Here is a 17,143-nt window from a genome sequence, read left to right as displayed (position 1 = left end):
TTTTGCGAGCCATTAAAAACCGAATTCATCCTGGATTGCCAAATCAATAGTGACTGGATAGCGTGCCATTTCAATACCATCCTCATCATCAACGAGCAGCAATTGATACTGCGCCTTGCGGTCAAATTGAGCACCGGTCAGTTTTAAACGCACGTCTTGCTGGCGCTGATCCAGATTACTTGAGGTCGCTTCAAAGAGTAGCTTCTCAATAGCTGACACGGTTTGTTCTGAACTATCTAACACCGAGATACGAACCATTCTTGATTTATGACGTTCATCGACGGCATCGGTCTGCAGGAAGCGGATTTTATCGATAACATTTACCAGCTTAATGGGTTGGTATGCCGGAACTATGTCGACTTTGGTTTTTTCATGCAGAGTTTGTTTCTTGCCACGCAGCTCTTGTACTTCAAGTATTGGAACACAGACCTCTTGCAACATTGCACCACCATGGACGAAGCGGGCTCCACCAACAAAATGGAAACGGCTCACTCCTTTCGGAAGCCAGAATTCCACATCAGAGTTACCATCAACAATATTACGCAATTGCCCATGCCAGACATCTTCGTTTGTTGGTAAATTGCGACCAAGGAGATAGCGTTTTGAAGCTTCCAGAGTTCCAGATGGTTCGTATTTCAGAGACGATTTTACCCCGTTTTCAACTGAGGCCTGTTGGAATAAGAATCCATGATCGGCTGTGATAACTACGCGAGTAACGCCAAACCCATTGATAATTTTGTTGATGAGTCCATTCAGTTCGTCTATAGCCTGGCGGGCATGAATGAATGTCTTGAGCTCACTTTTCTGAGATTCACTCTGAGCATCGATGACATCGTGATAGACGTAGATTACCTTTGCGTCACCAACCGCCTCGTTAGCTTCTGCCCGGGTCCAGCTCAGCAGACTTTTGGCCGAAATCGCTATACCACCTACCTTACTTAGAATAGTGCTGCGATTTTCTAAACCCGCGCTGTTCTGTCCATCTACTAATACTGTTGAGTTGGTAGCGGCATAGTCAAGTTGCTGATGAGGGAGTAAGGCGGCCATGCCAAGTTGCGTGTAGCTAGGTAGTACCCCGAGCTGGCTCTTGAGCTGTGCAGAGAAGCGCTTGGCTTCATTTATCTGTCCCTGGAGCTCATGAGCAACTTCATAGCGCAAGGCATCACTGATAATAACAAACTGGCGCTTGACGCCGCTTTGGGTAAGGCGTTGTTTGATGACTGTATCATAGAAGCGATGCTGAGAAGGGAGACCAAGTTGCCAGTTATCAAGCAACTGCTCTTTATCTAGCAACCCATCCCATGTCAGTCCCAGTTGGTATAGATACCAGTTCACATACAGATCTTCGATTTTACTGGCCAGTACTGCCAGCACTTCTACCGACTGCCCTTGCAGATGCAATAGTGCTTCATTAAATAGGCGATAGGCTGCATCAAACTGGAACAATTCAGCTTCATAGGCAAGATACATTTCTTGCGCTGAAGTGTAATGAAAACCATCCGGTTTCGAACGGCGTAGTTCTAGCAACAATTCAGCTTGTTGCAGCGCCTGGTAAATATATGCATATTTAGGTATAGTTCTGGCCCAGAATCCATGTCGACGACGAGAGATTAGTTGGGCAAACTCTACTCGATTCAGTTTCAAGTCACCGTTGTTTAATCCAGATATCAGCTCACGGATCAAACCTTGTTCGACTGCTTCAAAGCCTTCGACTTCTCCCCAGAGCCAGATATCTTGCGCTGTCAGGCGTGAAGCAAGTTCGAGCTGATCCGCTACCTGTGCAGAGATGTCGGCAAAATTGCTGCTGTACTGGTTAGAATCACGCCAACCAGATAGTAGAGCCATAGCATTCGCACGTCCGGTGGGAGTGGCTAATAGTTGTGACTGTAGCCAGACAGGGCGCTCTTTAGCATCAAGCTGTTCGTAGCATTCACTCACCAGTAACTTACGAATCAGTTCGCGTAGTGACGGTTCTGTCCCTTCAGCTATGTGGTATCCATATTCACGGTTCATTAAATGCCAAAATGCAGGCAGCAATCCATGCTGTTCTAGCGGAAAAAGAGCGGTTTCAGCATTCTCAAGTAACCGATCGCCAATGCTTTTCATTATTTCGGCAATCTGAGCATGACAGGTCAGCACGACACTTATCATTTTCATATCAAGTGATAGCGGATCTTCTATGCCGCCACGGCCGTCCAGGCGACGTTTAAAGGCTGCAGTACGCTCCTTGTTGGCGAAAAAGCTTTTACGTGACGCGATGTGGTCGCGCAGCGCCATATTGGCGAGACCGAGGTCATTAAGCAGAATTGAGGCTGCATCAGCATAAAACGTGGTGCTATAACGACGTATATCGAGCAACCAGTCTTTAGCTGGTGATGGTTCTGAACTGGGCCAGTAGAGAAGGAACCCCTGCGTGGGTTCATCGATTTCAATGCGTTTGCGCGTCTGAAGCTGTGACTGCTCTGCCATATTGAGCACTATTACTGGCAACCCGTTCCACAGTATGGCGAGTTCTGTTAGCTGTGCAGTAAAGCTCTGTTCTGGGTCGTGCCAGAAAACAATCCTATCTGCGGTGAATTTGTTGTTAAGCCCGGTTTGAAGCTGAGTGATATCCATCAGTACGTCTCGGAATAATTAAGCCATCAGCACCATGGCTGTGAATCGGCGGTAGTGTGTAATGTTGAAGATGATTATACCAACTCTGAACGTTGATGAGTGACCGAATCCCACATGCTAAAGATTCGATAGCTAATCTAACTGATTTGTACAAGGGGACAGTGAGAACAAAGTTATAAAGCGGAGACACTAGTGTCTCCGCTTTATCTTTTTGAACTTACTCGGCTTTATCACCAGTAATAGCTTTCACTTCAGCTAATAAAGTACCGAACTTGCCGTAATTGATCTTAACACCATCGTCGAGATCGAGCTGGATCTTCATATCAGCATAGTGTTTGAGTTGGTCGCCAAAAGAACGCAGCTCGGTAAGCTGTTTGGTCAGGCTATCGATCTCTTTACCGACGAGTTTGGCTTCGGCTGTTTCTGCTTCATTCTGCTGCAGGCGCAGGCGCTCAATACGGCTATCCATTTGGCCGAGCAGGGGCGTGACATACTCAGTGCGCATGCGCGGGAGAGTTGTTTCATTGTAGCGATGTAAATAGACCAAGCATTCAAAGGCTTTCTCTTTACCTGAACTGAATAGCCAGTAGATCGGGCGTTTTTTGTAGGTCTTCAAGTGATCTTTAAAGAATTGGGTCGAGAGATAGCGGCGAATCGTCTCGCGTGAGGTTTCTCCTCCTTTTTTCACTGGCTTGATCGCAGCTAAGCACAGGCTATCGGCAATAAATTGCAAGTTCTCTTCCAGATGAATATTCCCCCATACAGTGCGGATAAACTCTACAAAACGAACAGCAATATCATCCTCAAACCAAGTCTCTGAGGCCAGAGGTAGAATACCATCGCTATCAGCCGGGAAACTGATATAAGCACCTCCTTCAACTAGTGTTTTAAAACCTTTGTTACCGGCATGGGCATAAACCAGTCCCTCACGATCTAGTGAATAGCGCCCCATCATACAGCCGAGCGAATAGGAAATCAGTTCTACGACGGTATCCGATTGCAGTCTGTCTTCTCGCTCTTTGTCGGTCAGATTACCGCCATAGCGATAATGCGGGTTACAGGTGAGGGTTATTTCACTTAGTGGTACGTCAGGCGTCAGCTCATTTTGCAAGCCATAGGTGTCGATAAAAAGACTGTTATTCTCCTCTTCGAGGCGTTGCATTTCCTGAGATTTATTGTGCATAGATGTACGCAGTTTTTGGTAGCAGTTATCCAACAATAACTCACTGAAAACTGGTGGGAGTAGAGGTAATCTATTGAATGCCCAAGAAAGCTCATTAGAGTCCCAATCACTTTTTGACAGTTCAATGAGGGTCTCGGTCAAGAATTTTTTTTCTGGTAATTTAACCGGTATCGCATTTATCCCTATTGAACTGTAGTCAAGTGTCGGACAAAGAATATTCAGAAAAGTTTGAGCAACCTTGCTATTCAACAGACCAAGTAGCCCATGTTTATCTACAGATATAGGAAATATACAAGATCCCTTGGTATCGAAAAGAAAGCCTGTAGGATTATATCTTGCAGAGAATAAGCCAGAGCTTAACGATGAATAAGTTATGTTCTCACGAAAATAGTATTCTTGATTTTTAGGCGTCCTCCAGGTCTAAGCTTGTTAATTTCTTCAACAAACTCTTTAAGTTCTACTCCATTTTTTTCCCAGTTAACCAAATATTCGTTATTTCCAAACCAACGACGAAACTCTCCACCTTTATTGTAGGCGTACCATTTCTCAGGTCTGCTTTCAGATTCTTCGGCACTTTTGCAGTCAAAACATGATTTATCCGCGCTTACTTCATGCCAGAAACGTAAGAAGCGGCCATTATCAGAGGTGGCCATGCCTTGTTTTGCATCAGCAACTTCACGTAGCTTTTCAAATTTGAAGCTGGAAATAACCATGTCGTTAACCCAATATGCAATTGGGCTTCCCGGAATTTTTTCAAAATCCTTGGCTGAAGCTCGATAAAAGTGTTTGTCCATGTTGTTATTTTCTTGCTGGACCATTATGAGTCTCCTTTTGGCAATTCTTTTCTGTTATGTGCCATATCCTGAGCAAATCCATCCGGAACGGGCTTAAAGGGTTTTCCTGGTGAACGGTGGTTGGACTGGAATTGGCGTAAGGTCGTTACATCAATTTCACCGGTGATGCAGTAATCGTGATTCCCACCTTTCACGCGCATTAAGTCGCGTTGGTAGCGTTCTTTGTAAGGTGCACGAATACGGCTATCGCCATAAAGGCGATTATTACACTGGATGATGTAGGCATGGATATCAAGTGCAGCGGATTCTACCAATGCATTAAACGTGTCGGTATCAGGGTTCCATTCTGGTACAAATAACGCATCGATTTTACCGCGCAGATCTGCCCGATAACGAATATTGGTCAATTCGCTGCAGATCATCAATGCAAAACGAAAATCTCCATGTTGCACAATCGGGGGTTGTGTCCATTGTGTGGCAGGGCTTAATTCAAGACCTGCAAGGCGGAAGAGTTCCTGTTCTTCATGTAATGCAGGTCGCTGCTTATCTTGTCGGTAGAGCATCAGAGATGGGAAGCCCAGACCATCATGACTCAGCGAGGCCCATACCTGATTACGTACGCGCTTTTTCGGAGCATGCAGATATTCCACACCACTGATAAATGAAATACCACGCCCCTTAAGTTTGTGGGCTATGCGAATAAACCACTGCGGTGGTAAAGCCAGCTCCGGTAAAATGAGATATCCACTATTATCAGGTCTGGAGATCAGTTCATTGATTAGACGACTGAGTCGCTGATAACGGCGACGACTATCAGGATCGGGTTTGTTCATCACCGCTGCGACAAAACTCGACCCACTAGTTTCCCAGCTAGATACCGCGATTGTATGCTTGGACTTAGGTTCGCCATCAGGGATCTGAAGTATTTTCTTACCGTTATTCCAATGCGGCATTTTGTGCTTGGTCAGCTCAAAACCACGTAAAGCCTGCATCACCTGGCTCAGCTTAGCGCAGTGAAGCGAATTAAACGGATCTGGTGCTATCAAATACAACTCATTGAGGCTAAAAGGGCGAGTAGCGAAATTTAGACCTGCCGGGATCCCTCTTTTAAATTTGAGCCAATCCACGAGAATACGGATACCTTCCGTTATATTGCAAGGAAGTAACTCATGTGCATCTGAGGTGATTAATTTATTACGTGCAATGATGCCTCGCTGGCTCACAATCTCTTTGGGCAGGCCGATGAAGCGAAGTGGAATATGCGCTAGATCGTAACTGAATAGCCGAGCATGAGCTCCCTGTAAGACATTGCTGCCGAGAAGTTTAAACAGACTAGACTCTAAGTGCTTTTTAAACTGTAAGGTATTACGGAATTCCTCCCAGGCAACCTTTCCTTCACCACATAGCTTGTGTGGAAAAGACGAAATAATGCTTTCAGCAACAGCATCGTAAAGTGTGTTCCACCAATCATGTTGTTGATATTGCAAGGAAGACTGCAGAGCCTTAATCGATATAGTGCAATGATCTTTGACCTTTTCCGTTAGCTTATTAAGAGCCTTAATCATTTTATCAAGATAGCTAAAATCTTCACAAGCGACTGCCATTCGAATGATACGTGGCAGGTATTGAGCCAGTTCGAAGAATTTTATCGGCGTAAGCAAATGACCTGTTACCGCATCAAAAAAAGCATGGCGGTGTTCTTTCCAGGCATCAGGCGGAAGGTCGCGCTCGTAAGCTTCATAGTCACGCAGATTGAGAGCGAAGCTAGCTCGATGCAGGGTTAAAGCATCAGTTTTACGCAGATTATCGGCTTGTTCACCAATATGACTGGTTGCTTTAAGCAGATCGGTTGCCACTGATTCGGCTGAATCAGGAAGGTTTGGTAAAGAGCGCCATTCGCTTGCACGTTGATTAATCTGCTCAGAGATAGCATTGACCAAAGCAATACCAGCCGCGCCAGACAGAACGAATAATTTATTTTTGTTGTTTGTAAACACGATACGGCTGGAACATGTTTCAAGGTAATCAGGCTTGAAAAGGATAGCCTGTTCTTTTGGGTGATGTAGCCCCCTGAAACACCGGACAGTAGCTGTATCTCCAGATAAGAGATAGGCTTGAATATATGTCTAACACTAACGCCAATTTTGAGATGACCGGGATCCTGTTAGGGCAAGAAGTCCGTAAACGTAAAACTCCTCAGGAGAAGATCGCCATTATCCAGCAGACGATGGAGCCGGGTATGAATGTCTCCCATGTCGCCCGCCTGCATGGTATCCAGCCCAGCCTGCTGTTTAAGTGGAAGAAGCAATATCAGGAAGGCAGCCTCACCGCCGTTGCGGCTGGAGAGGAAGTCGTTCCTGCTTCTGAGCTTACTGCTGCTCTGAAGCAGGTCCGGGAGCTTCAGCGCCTTCTGGGCAAGAAAACGATGGAAGTTGAGATCCTGAAAGAAGCCGTGGAGTACGGTCAGTCGCGAAAATGGATAGCGCACGCGCCCTTGTTGCCAAAGGACGGGGAATAGCCATGGTCAGCCGGACCATGGGCGTGTCGCGTGCGCAACTGTCACTGCGGATTAACCGTTCTGCCGACTGGCAGGACAGGCGCTGTAACCGGCGTAATGAAGAAGCAGACGCAGAAATACTGTCGGCTATCCTCAACATTATCAGCGATATGCCGAGTTATGGTTATCGACGCGTGTGGGGCATCCTGCGCAAGCAACGTCGCACAGAGGGACAGCCACCTGTGAATGCCAAACGGCTTTACAGGATAATGAGCGAGCATAACCTGTTGTTGTTGCATCACAAACCAGAGCGACCGAAGCGTGAACATAAGGGCAAGATAGCGGTGGCAGAAAGCGATATGCGCTGGTGTTCAGATGGCTTCGAGTTCGGCTGCGACAACGGCGAAAAACTGCGGGTAACGTTCGCGCTGGACTGCTGCGACCGTGAGGCCATAGACTGGGCAGCAAGCACGGGAGGCTATGACAGTTCGACCGTGCAGGATGTGATGCTGAGGTCGGTGGAAAAGCGCTTCGGCGACAGGTTGCCCGACACAGCGGTGCAGTGGCTGACGGATAACGGTTCAGCGTATACCGCGTATGAAACGCGGAGGTTCGCGAGAGAGCTGAATCTGGAGCCCTGCACAACAGCGGTGAGCAGCCCGCAGAGTAATGGCATGGCCGAACGGTTCGTGAAAACGATGAAAGAAGACTATATCGCGTTCATGCCAAAACCGGATGTGAGAACAGCACTGCGAAACCTTGCAGTAGCGTTCACGCATTACAATGAAAACCACCCGCACAGCGCGCTGGGATATCACTCCCCGAGGGAATACCGGCGGCAGCGGACATCGTTAACTTAAGATACAAAAGCTGTTCGGAGATGGAGGGTCAAGATCAGCCTGTTCTTTTGGGTTATCCATATGTTCCCACTTAAATAACTCTTTGCCCCCATCCCGATTGAAGATCCAATCCCAGAACTGATACGTATTTTTTATCTTACTGGTATTTTCCATCACTAACAGGATGTCATCCACATAGCGACCATAGTAGAGTGGAACAACCTGCTGTTCGATAAACTGATCGAGCTTAAAGAGTGCTGCATTGGCAACAACAGCAGAGGCTGGCAAACCAACGGGTAAGCCTTTTCCGAGTGGTGTTAGTTTTGCCCAGGCTTCCAGTGCAGTAATAAACAATTGGTGCACTCTCGTCTGACTCTGATCCAATTCGACGCCGATCAGTTTTATAAAGGCCGGATCTTGCATAAAACCGGGATTTAGTTCATGGAAAAAACTGCTCACATCAGCTGTAAGAGCTAAGACCTCTTTTTTATCTTGCAGTGCTGAACGCATAGCGTTAATGCCGCCATCACGCCAGTCGCGAAAAGGTTTGAGGTAAGGAGTAAATGATCCCAGTGCTAGTTCGTTAATTTGACCATGGCGATTACGGCGTAATCGGCTGCCATAAACATTGCTACTGAGTTTTTTATCAAAAAGCGAACCCACCTTGAGCATCCAAAGAGCTGAAAGGACATGGAAGTCCAAACTGCAGCAGGCCATCAAACGAAATTCTGCTGTGATTTCTTTTCCAGCTTCTATTATCTTCTGCCATTCATCATCAGGTGACGCGAAAATTAGTCCTGTGCTGTCATCTGTTTTCTCCGTTTTAATGGCTTTTGGGACCAGAGACCAACCCCCTAGAAAATCTGGGTTGTGTATCCAATCTTGATCTTCTCCATTGATTCGTTCTTGCAAATCAGTGAGGTTAACCTGCAGCTTATCCTCGTAGTCAGCAATGGCAAATAGCGACGGAGTTGTCGAGTAATAGAGGTCTACTTTAGCCTTACGATAAGCGAGCCCTAAATCTTCTAATGTAAAACCCATATCGTGTCTCCTTTCCCTATTTTCGTTTTGCTACTGCTTTTTTTTTCAGATTTTTAGCTGTATCAACAAAGCACCAGAAGTCAGTCTTTTTCATTTGACAGAAGAGTTTTAGCTGGCCTTTATAACGATGTTCAATGTGATACCAGATTGGATTTCCTGCAACTCGTTCAATATCGGCATGAGCAGCTGCATTTCGCAGATGGTAAAAAATACTCTTTAAAATGTTACTCTTCGCGTTATGGAACCAGATCAGATTTTGCTTGTTATCTGCAGTAGGTAGGGTTGATGTCGCCAGCTCTTTTTCAGTCGAGAAAGGCTGGATTTGTAGACTAAGTCCACTCTTTAACTTGCGATATCCTTTAACCTGGGTTGATAACAGTTCAGATGTTAGCCCCTGGTGCTGCTCGTAATAGAGCACCAATTTTTCATAGATGTCGGCTAACTCGGCGCGAGTCAATTTGTGGAGGTTAGAGTTTGACATTATCTGCTTAAGCCCTATTTCTTTAAGCAATAGCTGCTTTAAACATGGCTGCTTTTTCTGCTTCAGAGTTTCCATCCACTAAACGGAGATAAGTGCCCTGATAGCTTGAAAGGTGAAAATTTCCTAATACGAATGCAGTAGTTGAGACGACTTCTCCACCAATACTATCAAATCCTCTTGCCCCAAGATGGGTCATACTCAGGATAGTGTGTTGATTCAAAATTCGGGTACGCAATGACTCGTATGAAGAAAGGAACATCCAGCTTTGCATGGTGATCATCGCTACCACACCTGACTCTTTGGTTAAATCCAGATTTCGTTCGATAAAAATGGCAAACAGGTCTGACTTGCTATTAGGGAACTGCTTCTTAGCGAACTCTTTCAGATCCGCATTCATCCCCTTACTGCCCATGTACGGTGGATTTGCAATCACCGCATCATAGCGTTTAGCTAGTAGGCGAGCTTGTGCTAGCAGCGGTAATAGTTTTTTAGATTCAGGTCGTTGCATATTATCGCCATTTTTGCTGAGTTCCTGAATCGTGGAATAGAGCTCCTCAATAGCTGAGGCTTGTTCAGTAGATATACTAATTAAGGAACCCAGTGTTTTGGCATTAAGAAAACGCTGATGCAGGTCTTTTAGAAGCGTCAGACGGGGGTCATCTGTAGCTTGGGCTACTGTAAGTAGATCTTGAGTCTGGCCATGCTGCGCATCAGCATTGAGATTAAGTGCTTGCCAAAGTTTCTGAATGTTGAGGTGTCGACTTTCCTGTAGGGCGTAAATATTCAGGTCTATATCACAACCATTGTTACGAGAAAACAGACGACGATCATCCTGACGGGCACGCATTAGCAAAGCAAAACCCGCCAGCTGTGCAGCGCGGTCGTCGATATCGAGTCCAAAGAGGTTATTCTTAAGTATTAGCACTGGGATCTCGCGGCTCCGATAACCGCGTTCTTCATAAATTCGATAGAGCACATTATAGGCTTCCACCAGAATATGGCCGGACCCACAGGCTGGATCGAGTACGCGTATTGATTCAGGTTCGATGCTGGCGGTTGTAAGTTCAGCCAGTTGTGCCACTACCTCGGAAGCCTGCTCGCCTTGGTCGATATAGTAGGGCATCGTGCTTTTGAGTGTGGACTCAGGATAGGTTTGCAGCCAGTAACGTCCCACCGAGTTTTGCACCAGATATTGTACTATCCAGTTAGGCGTGAACAGCTGAGTAGCGGCAGGAATATCTGCGGATTTGACCACCTTACCAATGACCTGCTCTTTTTTCTCACTAATGTAAAATTGGTAAAGCCAGCCGATAACCTCTACTTGCTGCCAGTCAAGTTCTGGGATCTCATCTACCAGTTCGCGCCAGAAGGCATCAGTGCGGGTAAGGCCTGTAGGCAACAGGAGTTCTGTTTCATCATCAATGGCTTCAAACAAAAATGGCATTGCCTGATGCAGTCGGTGACATTGGCCGAGAAGTAGCTCACGGAAGAGAGTCTCCTGCTCATTACCTGCCAGTAACAAGTCCAACAGAGCGGGCTTATCCAAAGCCACACCTTCTGTTATCAGGGAATCGATCACCTCAGGGGCGCGATCCAACACTTCAAAACCCTGTGGCTGAGAAGGGTGTGATAGCAGACGTACACCGTGTTCTAAATATCCCTCTTCGCTTTTCAGCTCCATAAAGCGGATGGCACAGAAGCGGTTAAACCAAGTGTATGCGACATGCTCTATTAAAGTCTCATAGCTATCGTTTGCAAGCTGTTGTTGCAGGCGCTTAAGGGCAGAGGCACAACTGGCTGGATGGGTAAATCCAGCAACTTGCAAAACTTCACCGCTAATTACCGGCTCAATATGGCCCTTGGCAGTGATTCCAAATTCAGCAGCGCGTGCTTTGATCGCTGTGATAAATGCTGTACGAGCCCGAGGGGCTATTTTTTTTAAATTGGCAGTGTTCATTAAGGCTCACAAATTAGTTTATCCGGGCGGTATCCCACCATTCAGAATACAATGTTGGATGAGTTGTAACTCACCTGAAAAAGAAATTATGCCGTAAGAGGTTCACTAAGAAGGTGACGTAAACGCGCCAATAATATTTCACGACGCTTATGATAGAACGCCTCAAATCCAGCCAAAGTCTCTGGAAGTGAGTCGATTGCCTGTAAGTGAAGATGATTGGCACGGGCAGCTGGCTCCGGCCACATCACTTCGTACCATTCATGCGGTAACTTCTCACGTTTTTCATTGTTCTGGCCCCCTTCTAACAACTGTAGGTTAGGTAGCCGGTTAGCCATGATCATCCACTCTTCAATCTGTGTTTCATCGGTCATCCCTATCTTTTTCAGTTGGCTTTTGGTAAAGCGGGCTCTAGGGAATATGTGATCAACATGGAAGTGATGGGAGAAGTCATGTCCCGGAAAGAGCAGAGATAGCAAGGCAAAAGTTCGACGGTTACCATAGTCGAGTTCAACCAACGACTGTAGCTCTTCTTCATCAAAGCGTAAGCTCTTGCCACGTTCTGTCATTGCAATCGATATTTCTATCAAAGGAAACTCTTGCTGACCATGTTCCTTGATCTTGCTTCGCAAGCTAGCCAGAAGCGTATCAAGACCACTTCCCCAAATACCGGATTGTTTAAGGATAGAGCGAATTAGCCAACCTCTGATCCCCTGCCTATCAGCAGCATACTCGCTACGGGATAGGTAGCGGTTATCCAGATCTCGATGGTAGAGGTAATAGGCTATGGGGAGTAGGGCACTGTCTGCTCCCAGATTGTAACTGTTGAAGCCGAAACTGCTGAGTAAATTGACTGCAAGAAGTAAAGCTTTACGGATGCATTCCCAATTATCTTCCAGCTTGCGCATGTTCTCTTTGCTAAAGTTCTCGACTTTAAACCCAACGCTGCCGATATCACTCAGCATCAGACCTGCTTTGAGCACCAGGTCCTTGCTAAAGGAAAAACCATTACCTATTTGGTTCATTTCATCTACTAGCTTGTGAATCTCATCACGCGCATCCAGCGTGCTCCATTGCGTTACGGCGATGGAGAGCAGTAGATCTGAATAGGAGAGTGTTGTTCCGCCACTATTCATACGGATAAAGATATTGAGAACCTTGGATAGCTCCTGACCTTCTTCCAGGTAGTAACTGATCAAAGGTTTATTGTGAATGATGTCATGAAAACGGGAAATCACTTTACCTGCTGCTGGTTTGCGTTCATCTGGCATTTTCATTTCCATGACTGACATCATTACGTCATAGGCATTCATACCGAGAATACGGGAGACTAAAAACCAATGGTGTTGTTCATCGTTGTGGCTTGCCTCATCCTCATTCAAGAACTCGAACTCATAACGAGTTCCGCTGTCAGGGTCTGTGCATTCAAAAAGATTGAGATAGAGGCGACGTTCGATAAAGGCGTCTGCACTGGACCACCATTTACCCTGAGTTTTCCAACTATAGGAACCGCGTAACCCGATGTTTAGTGCTGTCATTCGCTGCTGGCCATCTAGAACCGCGATGCGATCATTTTCACCGATGATATCTAGTTTTTTACAGTGGACTTGATCACGCTGGTGGTAGTCACGCATAAAATCATAAAATTGATACTGACGCAGATTCTCAGTTTTAATTTTCCAAAACAGGAAGGTACCAAACGGGTAGCCTTGTAGTAGAGAGTCAAACAGCTGGCAGATTTGATCTGGCCGCCAGACAAATTCTCTCTGGATTGCAGGCAAAATATATTCATGCTGTTCAACTTTGTTCAGCAGCGTTTCGATGGTGCCACCGGTTTGGTACATGTTTTATCTCTTCCCGTATGGTTGTGTTCGAAGCACTCTTTACGCCCCTTTTGATGAGAAAAGGGGCCGAGCGTTTTACATCCTTGCTTTTGGGCGCAACACTATTTGATCCGCACTCTTTTACCCTGACCTATTGCCTGTTGTAAACGGCTGCGAAGTGTCGCGAGATAGGTGTCGATATCCTGCTCCGTTTCTATAAAGATATGGCTGGCACCGAGTAATTCTGCGGGTGAAACCAGTTCGATAGGTTTAGGTATTGGTTTGTGGCTAACCACTGTCGCAGCAGAGTTATTCGCAATAGTAGTTGGCGAGCCTGATGGATCCGGTTCTCGCAAAGTACCCGCATCGCTATTAGGCGGTTCAGCCGCTTTTTTCCGTGCTGCGGCTTGCTCCGCTTCCAGACGAGCTTGAAGTTCGGCGCTGTAGCGGTTGATCAGTTCTAAGACCTTATCTTCTTCATCATCAGCCTCTTGTTGCAGGCTAACAATCTCATGTAAGGATAAGCTGTTACTGACCCGTTCTTTTAACAGATTAAAGGGACGCATTGCCTGGTTTTGTAACTCAGCTGGTAAGTCAGTAACCAGCGGTGCAACACCTTGCTGGGTTGCATTGATCGCTTCCAAAGCCGCGGCACGTTTCTGTTCTACCAGTTGCAGGTTAATGGCGATGAGTTGATCAATTAACGATCCCACCTGGCGCAGTTTGCTATACGGGGATTTATCATCGTAGATAGCCTGCAGTGCAGATAATGCTTTAGCCGCTTCTGGGTTTTGCTCCAGTGCATGGCGATTGGATTTGAATTGATCGTTGAGGGCTCGACGCAACTGTTGCCAGATATCAAACTGACGAGTGAAAAACTCCTCGACTTCTTCAAAATCTTCGGCAAAATCCTGCCATTCGTTGCTCTGCTGGCAGAGTCCATCGATTAGGGCATAACTGTTGTTGCCCAGCTCAAGCAGGCTGGCGATCAATCGACTGCCGGTAAGCAGGGTGCTTTTGCCAGGGCAATTCCCATCTTTAGCTTTAAAATCAAATTCTTTAATTAATCGCTGCCACTCGCCTAGTACGTCAAGAAGCTTATTCGCCAGCTCTTTTTCGCTGCTCTCGAAGGGTTTATTAAAAATATCTTTCGCCAGTTTAGCCGCTTTAGCTACTTGCTGTTCTGTATGCTGACGTACTCGACGAATACGCAGTGTGCTGTGGCTACGTACCGAGGTAAAATGTTCGTAGCTGCGTTTGAGGGGCAAATCACCATTCGGTGTAGATAGCGCAGCCTTACCAAGCAAGACCAGATGAGTCACCTGTAGCATTACTTCGTCACGGTTCCAGCCGAAGGGACGAGCACTGAATCGCTCTAACAATTCTTTAAGGTAGACCGGCTGATTTTTTTCATCTGCGACATTTAAAAAGAGTTCAATCTCCTTTTTTGCAGCAGCATTGGGGTCTTGTTCACCGAGATTTATATTTAGCTGTGCCATGTCATCGGCCATGATCACCGACTTCAGCTCTTGCACCGGGTTGTTACCACAGCTTTGTAGTAAAGAGAGCTTTTGGAATGAGTTTTCGATTACGTAGGCACAAGCTTCATCAAGCATATTGCTGACACTAGCCGATTTACTTTGCAGCTCATTACCTAGTGCGAATATCTGTGCTTGTTTCACCAGATCATCGAATAGTAATTTCAGACGGCTGCGACGCTGGGTGTTTTCGAGTGCTTTTTCTGCCAGCAATTTCTCTTGCTCAGGTCGTTTACCTCGTATCCCTGCCAGGAACTTCTCGGTTTTCAACCAAGTATCAAATTCAGCCCAGATCCGCTTCTCACTCGACAGGCGTACCAGAATACAACCATTCCCTTCTTGGCTCAGTGCCTTGTAGGATTGTTCGTTATAACTGTCAAAATTGGCATCCAGTGGGGAAATGACTTTGAGCACCAGATCTGTTTGTTGGCTGCCGTCTATAGAGTGACCGTTACAAAAGCGAGTCAGAGGGTAATCCTGCTTGTTTACCGGATAGCGATACTGACGGCGATTGCCCATTACCTCTTCAAACACCAACCGGGCCAGTTGCCGGTTCTCTTCAGTTGCTTCAACCTGAGTGTGTTTGATCTCCTGCTCGACTTCTTTTTCTTCGTTAGTCAGGAATACGTATTCATCGCCATTTCTGACAATCAATAGCTGGTTTTCAAGACGCTGTAGACTGGCTTCGATTCGGCTTTTCAGTGCCACTTTATCGGTATCTATTTCTTCAATAGAGAGTGTGACCAGATTATCAATGGTGGATTTGATCAGATCGACATAGCGGATTAAAAACAGCGATTTAAGAATATTAATGTCGTAAGGATCGAGGCTTGCTTTCTCAGCCGCTTGTTCGAAGATGCGTTTAACGTTGGTATCGAGGAAAGATTCGATTGCCGGATAAAAGGCATGGAAAGGCACCAATACACCGATATCTTTGTTCATCTGCTGGCGTGCGGCATTCTGGAATGCATCCAGCAGAGAACGTTCACCACGGGAGAGATGTTTACCGGTAGCCCCCACTTTGCGGATTGCTTCGAAGACCTTTTGTACCAGCAGATACTGATAGGGAATAAAAGGGTAGTGATCAACAAACTCAACATTATCACTGTAGTTAGCAAGCTCAGCTGTAGTGCTGGTATCAAAGGTCAACTGGTTGCGAAGAATGTCGCCTTTTTGACTGAACAATTCTGCCAGGCAGTTTTTAGCGTCTTCACTTTTTTCGAGCAGACGTTTCTGTATTACCTCATTGGTATTGGACGAGGAGAGGGAAATCCTTGTGTGAAAACGCCCTTGGATCTTGGAGAAGTCCTGGCCTTTTTTAGCGCTAAGATCTCCTAGTACGGCATCGATATCTTCTTGTGAAGTGACGATTACCCAAGCTCTGCCTCCACAAGCGGTACCGATATTTTCTGTTATCGTCTGCAGTTTGAGCATCATCTGGGTGTTGTTGCCGATAAACTGTCCGACCTCATCTACCAGAAAGACCATGCGTTTACTGTCACCAGATGGATCGCTACGATCGAGATACTCCCGCACCCATTTACAGAAGTTGGCAATGTCGAGAGTAAACATGGATTCGAGATTTTCCATACTCAGCACCGATGAGGCATCTGACTGGCCGGTAGCATAGGCCCAGGCTTTTGCCATTTCATCACGACAGAAACCATAGGCATCACGCTGTTCTTCCCAGCTTGAGCCCGTGAGTTCAGCAAATTTTGCTTTGAATGGCTCGTATTGGCCACGGGAATCTAACTCACGTTCCAGATGTGCGATATGAGGATGGTCAGCGCAATATCCCAGGCGCTCATTGAAGACGCGCAAGAAAACTTTGAGAATGGCATCTTCTTTGTCTTCAGTATCTGCGCGGCTGTCGATATTAAAGAGAATTACTTCAGTATTGCGGTTAACTGCAGCGTGGATATCACCGTAAAGAAGGGGATCGCTGATTTTCTCTTTGAAAAACTCGATGGCAGCTTTTGTTTGGCCATTGTTAACAGCTTTCTTGTTACCGAGCAGGTAAGAGAGGATCTTTATAAAGTGAGATTTACCGGAACCGAAATAACCCGATACCCAAATCCCAATTTTACCCGCCACACTAGGATCATCTGGATGGCTGACACCAGGCAGGTAGGTCTCAAAAAAGTGACGAAGGTGGCGGTCAAGTTCACGGGTCACCACATACTCGTCAAGCTCAGTCCAGATGATTTGCTCATCCAACTGCTCGGCTTTCACCACACCATTGATTGGGCGATCCAGTTGTTTGGTAAACAGCTCTCTTATCTGCATTAAAAATTCCGTCTCTATCATACAGCGAGACGCTTCTGCTCGCTATAACGTGATGACTCTTTCGCGGCCAAGTTAGTGGTTTGAATTCTCT

At 46.3% G+C, this 17,143-nt stretch carries 10 protein-coding genes; 1 reads left to right on the top strand and 9 read right to left on the bottom strand.

Features of this window, described 5'->3' with window-relative positions:
- Positions 1-12 precede the first annotated feature (12 nt).
- The 4 genes from pglZ to HV350_RS21495 form a co-directional block, all read right to left on the bottom strand.
- Positions 13-2,616: a BREX-1 system phosphatase PglZ type A gene (gene pglZ / locus HV350_RS21510; RefSeq protein WP_099433766.1), complete on the bottom strand. Its 2,604-nt coding sequence runs from the start codon at positions 2,614-2,616 to the stop codon at positions 13-15.
- A 217-nt stretch (positions 2,617-2,833) separates the two neighbouring features.
- Entirely contained in the window at positions 2,834-4,174 is a 1,341-nt protein-coding gene (gene pglX / locus HV350_RS21505) for a BREX-1 system adenine-specific DNA-methyltransferase PglX (RefSeq protein WP_181630680.1), read from the bottom strand.
- Entirely contained in the window at positions 4,171-4,617 is a 447-nt protein-coding gene (locus tag HV350_RS21500) for a hypothetical protein (protein ID WP_181629287.1), read from the bottom strand. The genes pglX (HV350_RS21505) and HV350_RS21500 overlap by 4 nt, the downstream gene beginning before the upstream one ends.
- Positions 4,617-6,590 carry a hypothetical protein gene (locus tag HV350_RS21495; RefSeq protein ID WP_220131609.1) on the bottom strand — a complete coding sequence of 658 codons (1,974 nt, stop codon included), beginning with the start codon at positions 6,588-6,590 and terminating at the stop codon, positions 4,617-4,619. Before HV350_RS21495 ends, HV350_RS21500 begins: the two co-directional genes overlap by 1 nt.
- A 152-nt stretch (positions 6,591-6,742) precedes the next feature.
- Between HV350_RS21495 and HV350_RS21490 the strand changes: the two genes are divergently transcribed.
- Positions 6,743-7,950, top strand: a protein-coding gene (locus HV350_RS21490; RefSeq protein WP_089617520.1) for an IS3 family transposase whose coding sequence is annotated in 2 segments (ribosomal slippage) — positions 6,743-7,064 and positions 7,064-7,950 — 1,209 coding nt in all. Because the reading frame shifts where the segments join, the coding sequence is not laid out codon by codon here.
- Here the strand turns inward: HV350_RS21490 and HV350_RS21485 are convergent.
- The 5 genes from HV350_RS21485 to brxC form a co-directional block, all read right to left on the bottom strand.
- Positions 7,942-8,970, bottom strand: coding sequence for an RNA-directed DNA polymerase (locus tag HV350_RS21485; protein ID WP_249418020.1), 1,029 nt, complete (start codon positions 8,968-8,970; stop codon positions 7,942-7,944). The genes HV350_RS21490 and HV350_RS21485 overlap by 9 nt on opposite strands.
- Before the next feature lie 16 nt (positions 8,971-8,986).
- The gene (locus HV350_RS21480) at positions 8,987-9,451 is read right to left on the bottom strand and encodes a hypothetical protein (protein WP_137675670.1); all 465 of its coding nucleotides are present in this window, start codon (positions 9,449-9,451) and stop codon (positions 8,987-8,989) included.
- A 22-nt stretch (positions 9,452-9,473) separates the two neighbouring features.
- Entirely contained in the window at positions 9,474-11,408 is a 1,935-nt protein-coding gene (gene pglX / locus HV350_RS21475) for a BREX-1 system adenine-specific DNA-methyltransferase PglX (RefSeq protein ID WP_023280806.1), read from the bottom strand.
- An 86-nt stretch (positions 11,409-11,494) separates the two neighbouring features.
- A complete protein-coding gene (locus HV350_RS21470) occupies positions 11,495-13,249 on the bottom strand; it encodes a DUF262 domain-containing protein (RefSeq protein WP_079805578.1) in 1,755 nt (584 codons plus the stop codon).
- 101 nt (positions 13,250-13,350) lie between these two features.
- The gene (gene brxC, locus HV350_RS21465) at positions 13,351-17,073 is read right to left on the bottom strand and encodes a BREX system P-loop protein BrxC (protein WP_249418019.1); all 3,723 of its coding nucleotides are present in this window, start codon (positions 17,071-17,073) and stop codon (positions 13,351-13,353) included.
- Positions 17,074-17,143 lie beyond the last annotated feature (70 nt).

Source organism: Citrobacter sp. RHBSTW-01013 (genome assembly GCF_013781985.1).
Taxonomy (GTDB): domain Bacteria; phylum Pseudomonadota; class Gammaproteobacteria; order Enterobacterales; family Enterobacteriaceae; genus Citrobacter; species Citrobacter braakii.
The sequence above is the reverse complement of the archived record's forward strand: the minus strand, read 5'-3'. Positions and strand labels throughout refer to the sequence as shown.

Excerpts from the sequence above, each read along its gene's own strand:
- HV350_RS21480 (WP_137675670.1), bottom strand. The coding sequence starts at position 9,451 with ATGTCAAACTCTAACCTCCACAAATTGACTCGCGCCGAGTTAGCCGAC.
- pglZ (WP_099433766.1), bottom strand. The coding sequence starts at position 2,616 with ATGGATATCACTCAGCTTCAAACCGGGCTTAACAACAAATTCACCGCA.
- HV350_RS21470 (WP_079805578.1), bottom strand. The coding sequence starts at position 13,249 with ATGTACCAAACCGGTGGCACCATCGAAACGCTGCTGAACAAAGTTGAA.
- HV350_RS21485 (WP_249418020.1), bottom strand. The coding sequence starts at position 8,970 with ATGGGTTTTACATTAGAAGATTTAGGGCTCGCTTATCGTAAGGCTAAA.
- HV350_RS21500 (WP_181629287.1), bottom strand. The coding sequence starts at position 4,617 with ATGGTCCAGCAAGAAAATAACAACATGGACAAACACTTTTATCGAGCT.
- pglX (WP_023280806.1), bottom strand. The coding sequence starts at position 11,408 with ATGAACACTGCCAATTTAAAAAAAATAGCCCCTCGGGCTCGTACAGCA.
- brxC (WP_249418019.1), bottom strand. The coding sequence starts at position 17,073 with ATGATAGAGACGGAATTTTTAATGCAGATAAGAGAGCTGTTTACCAAA.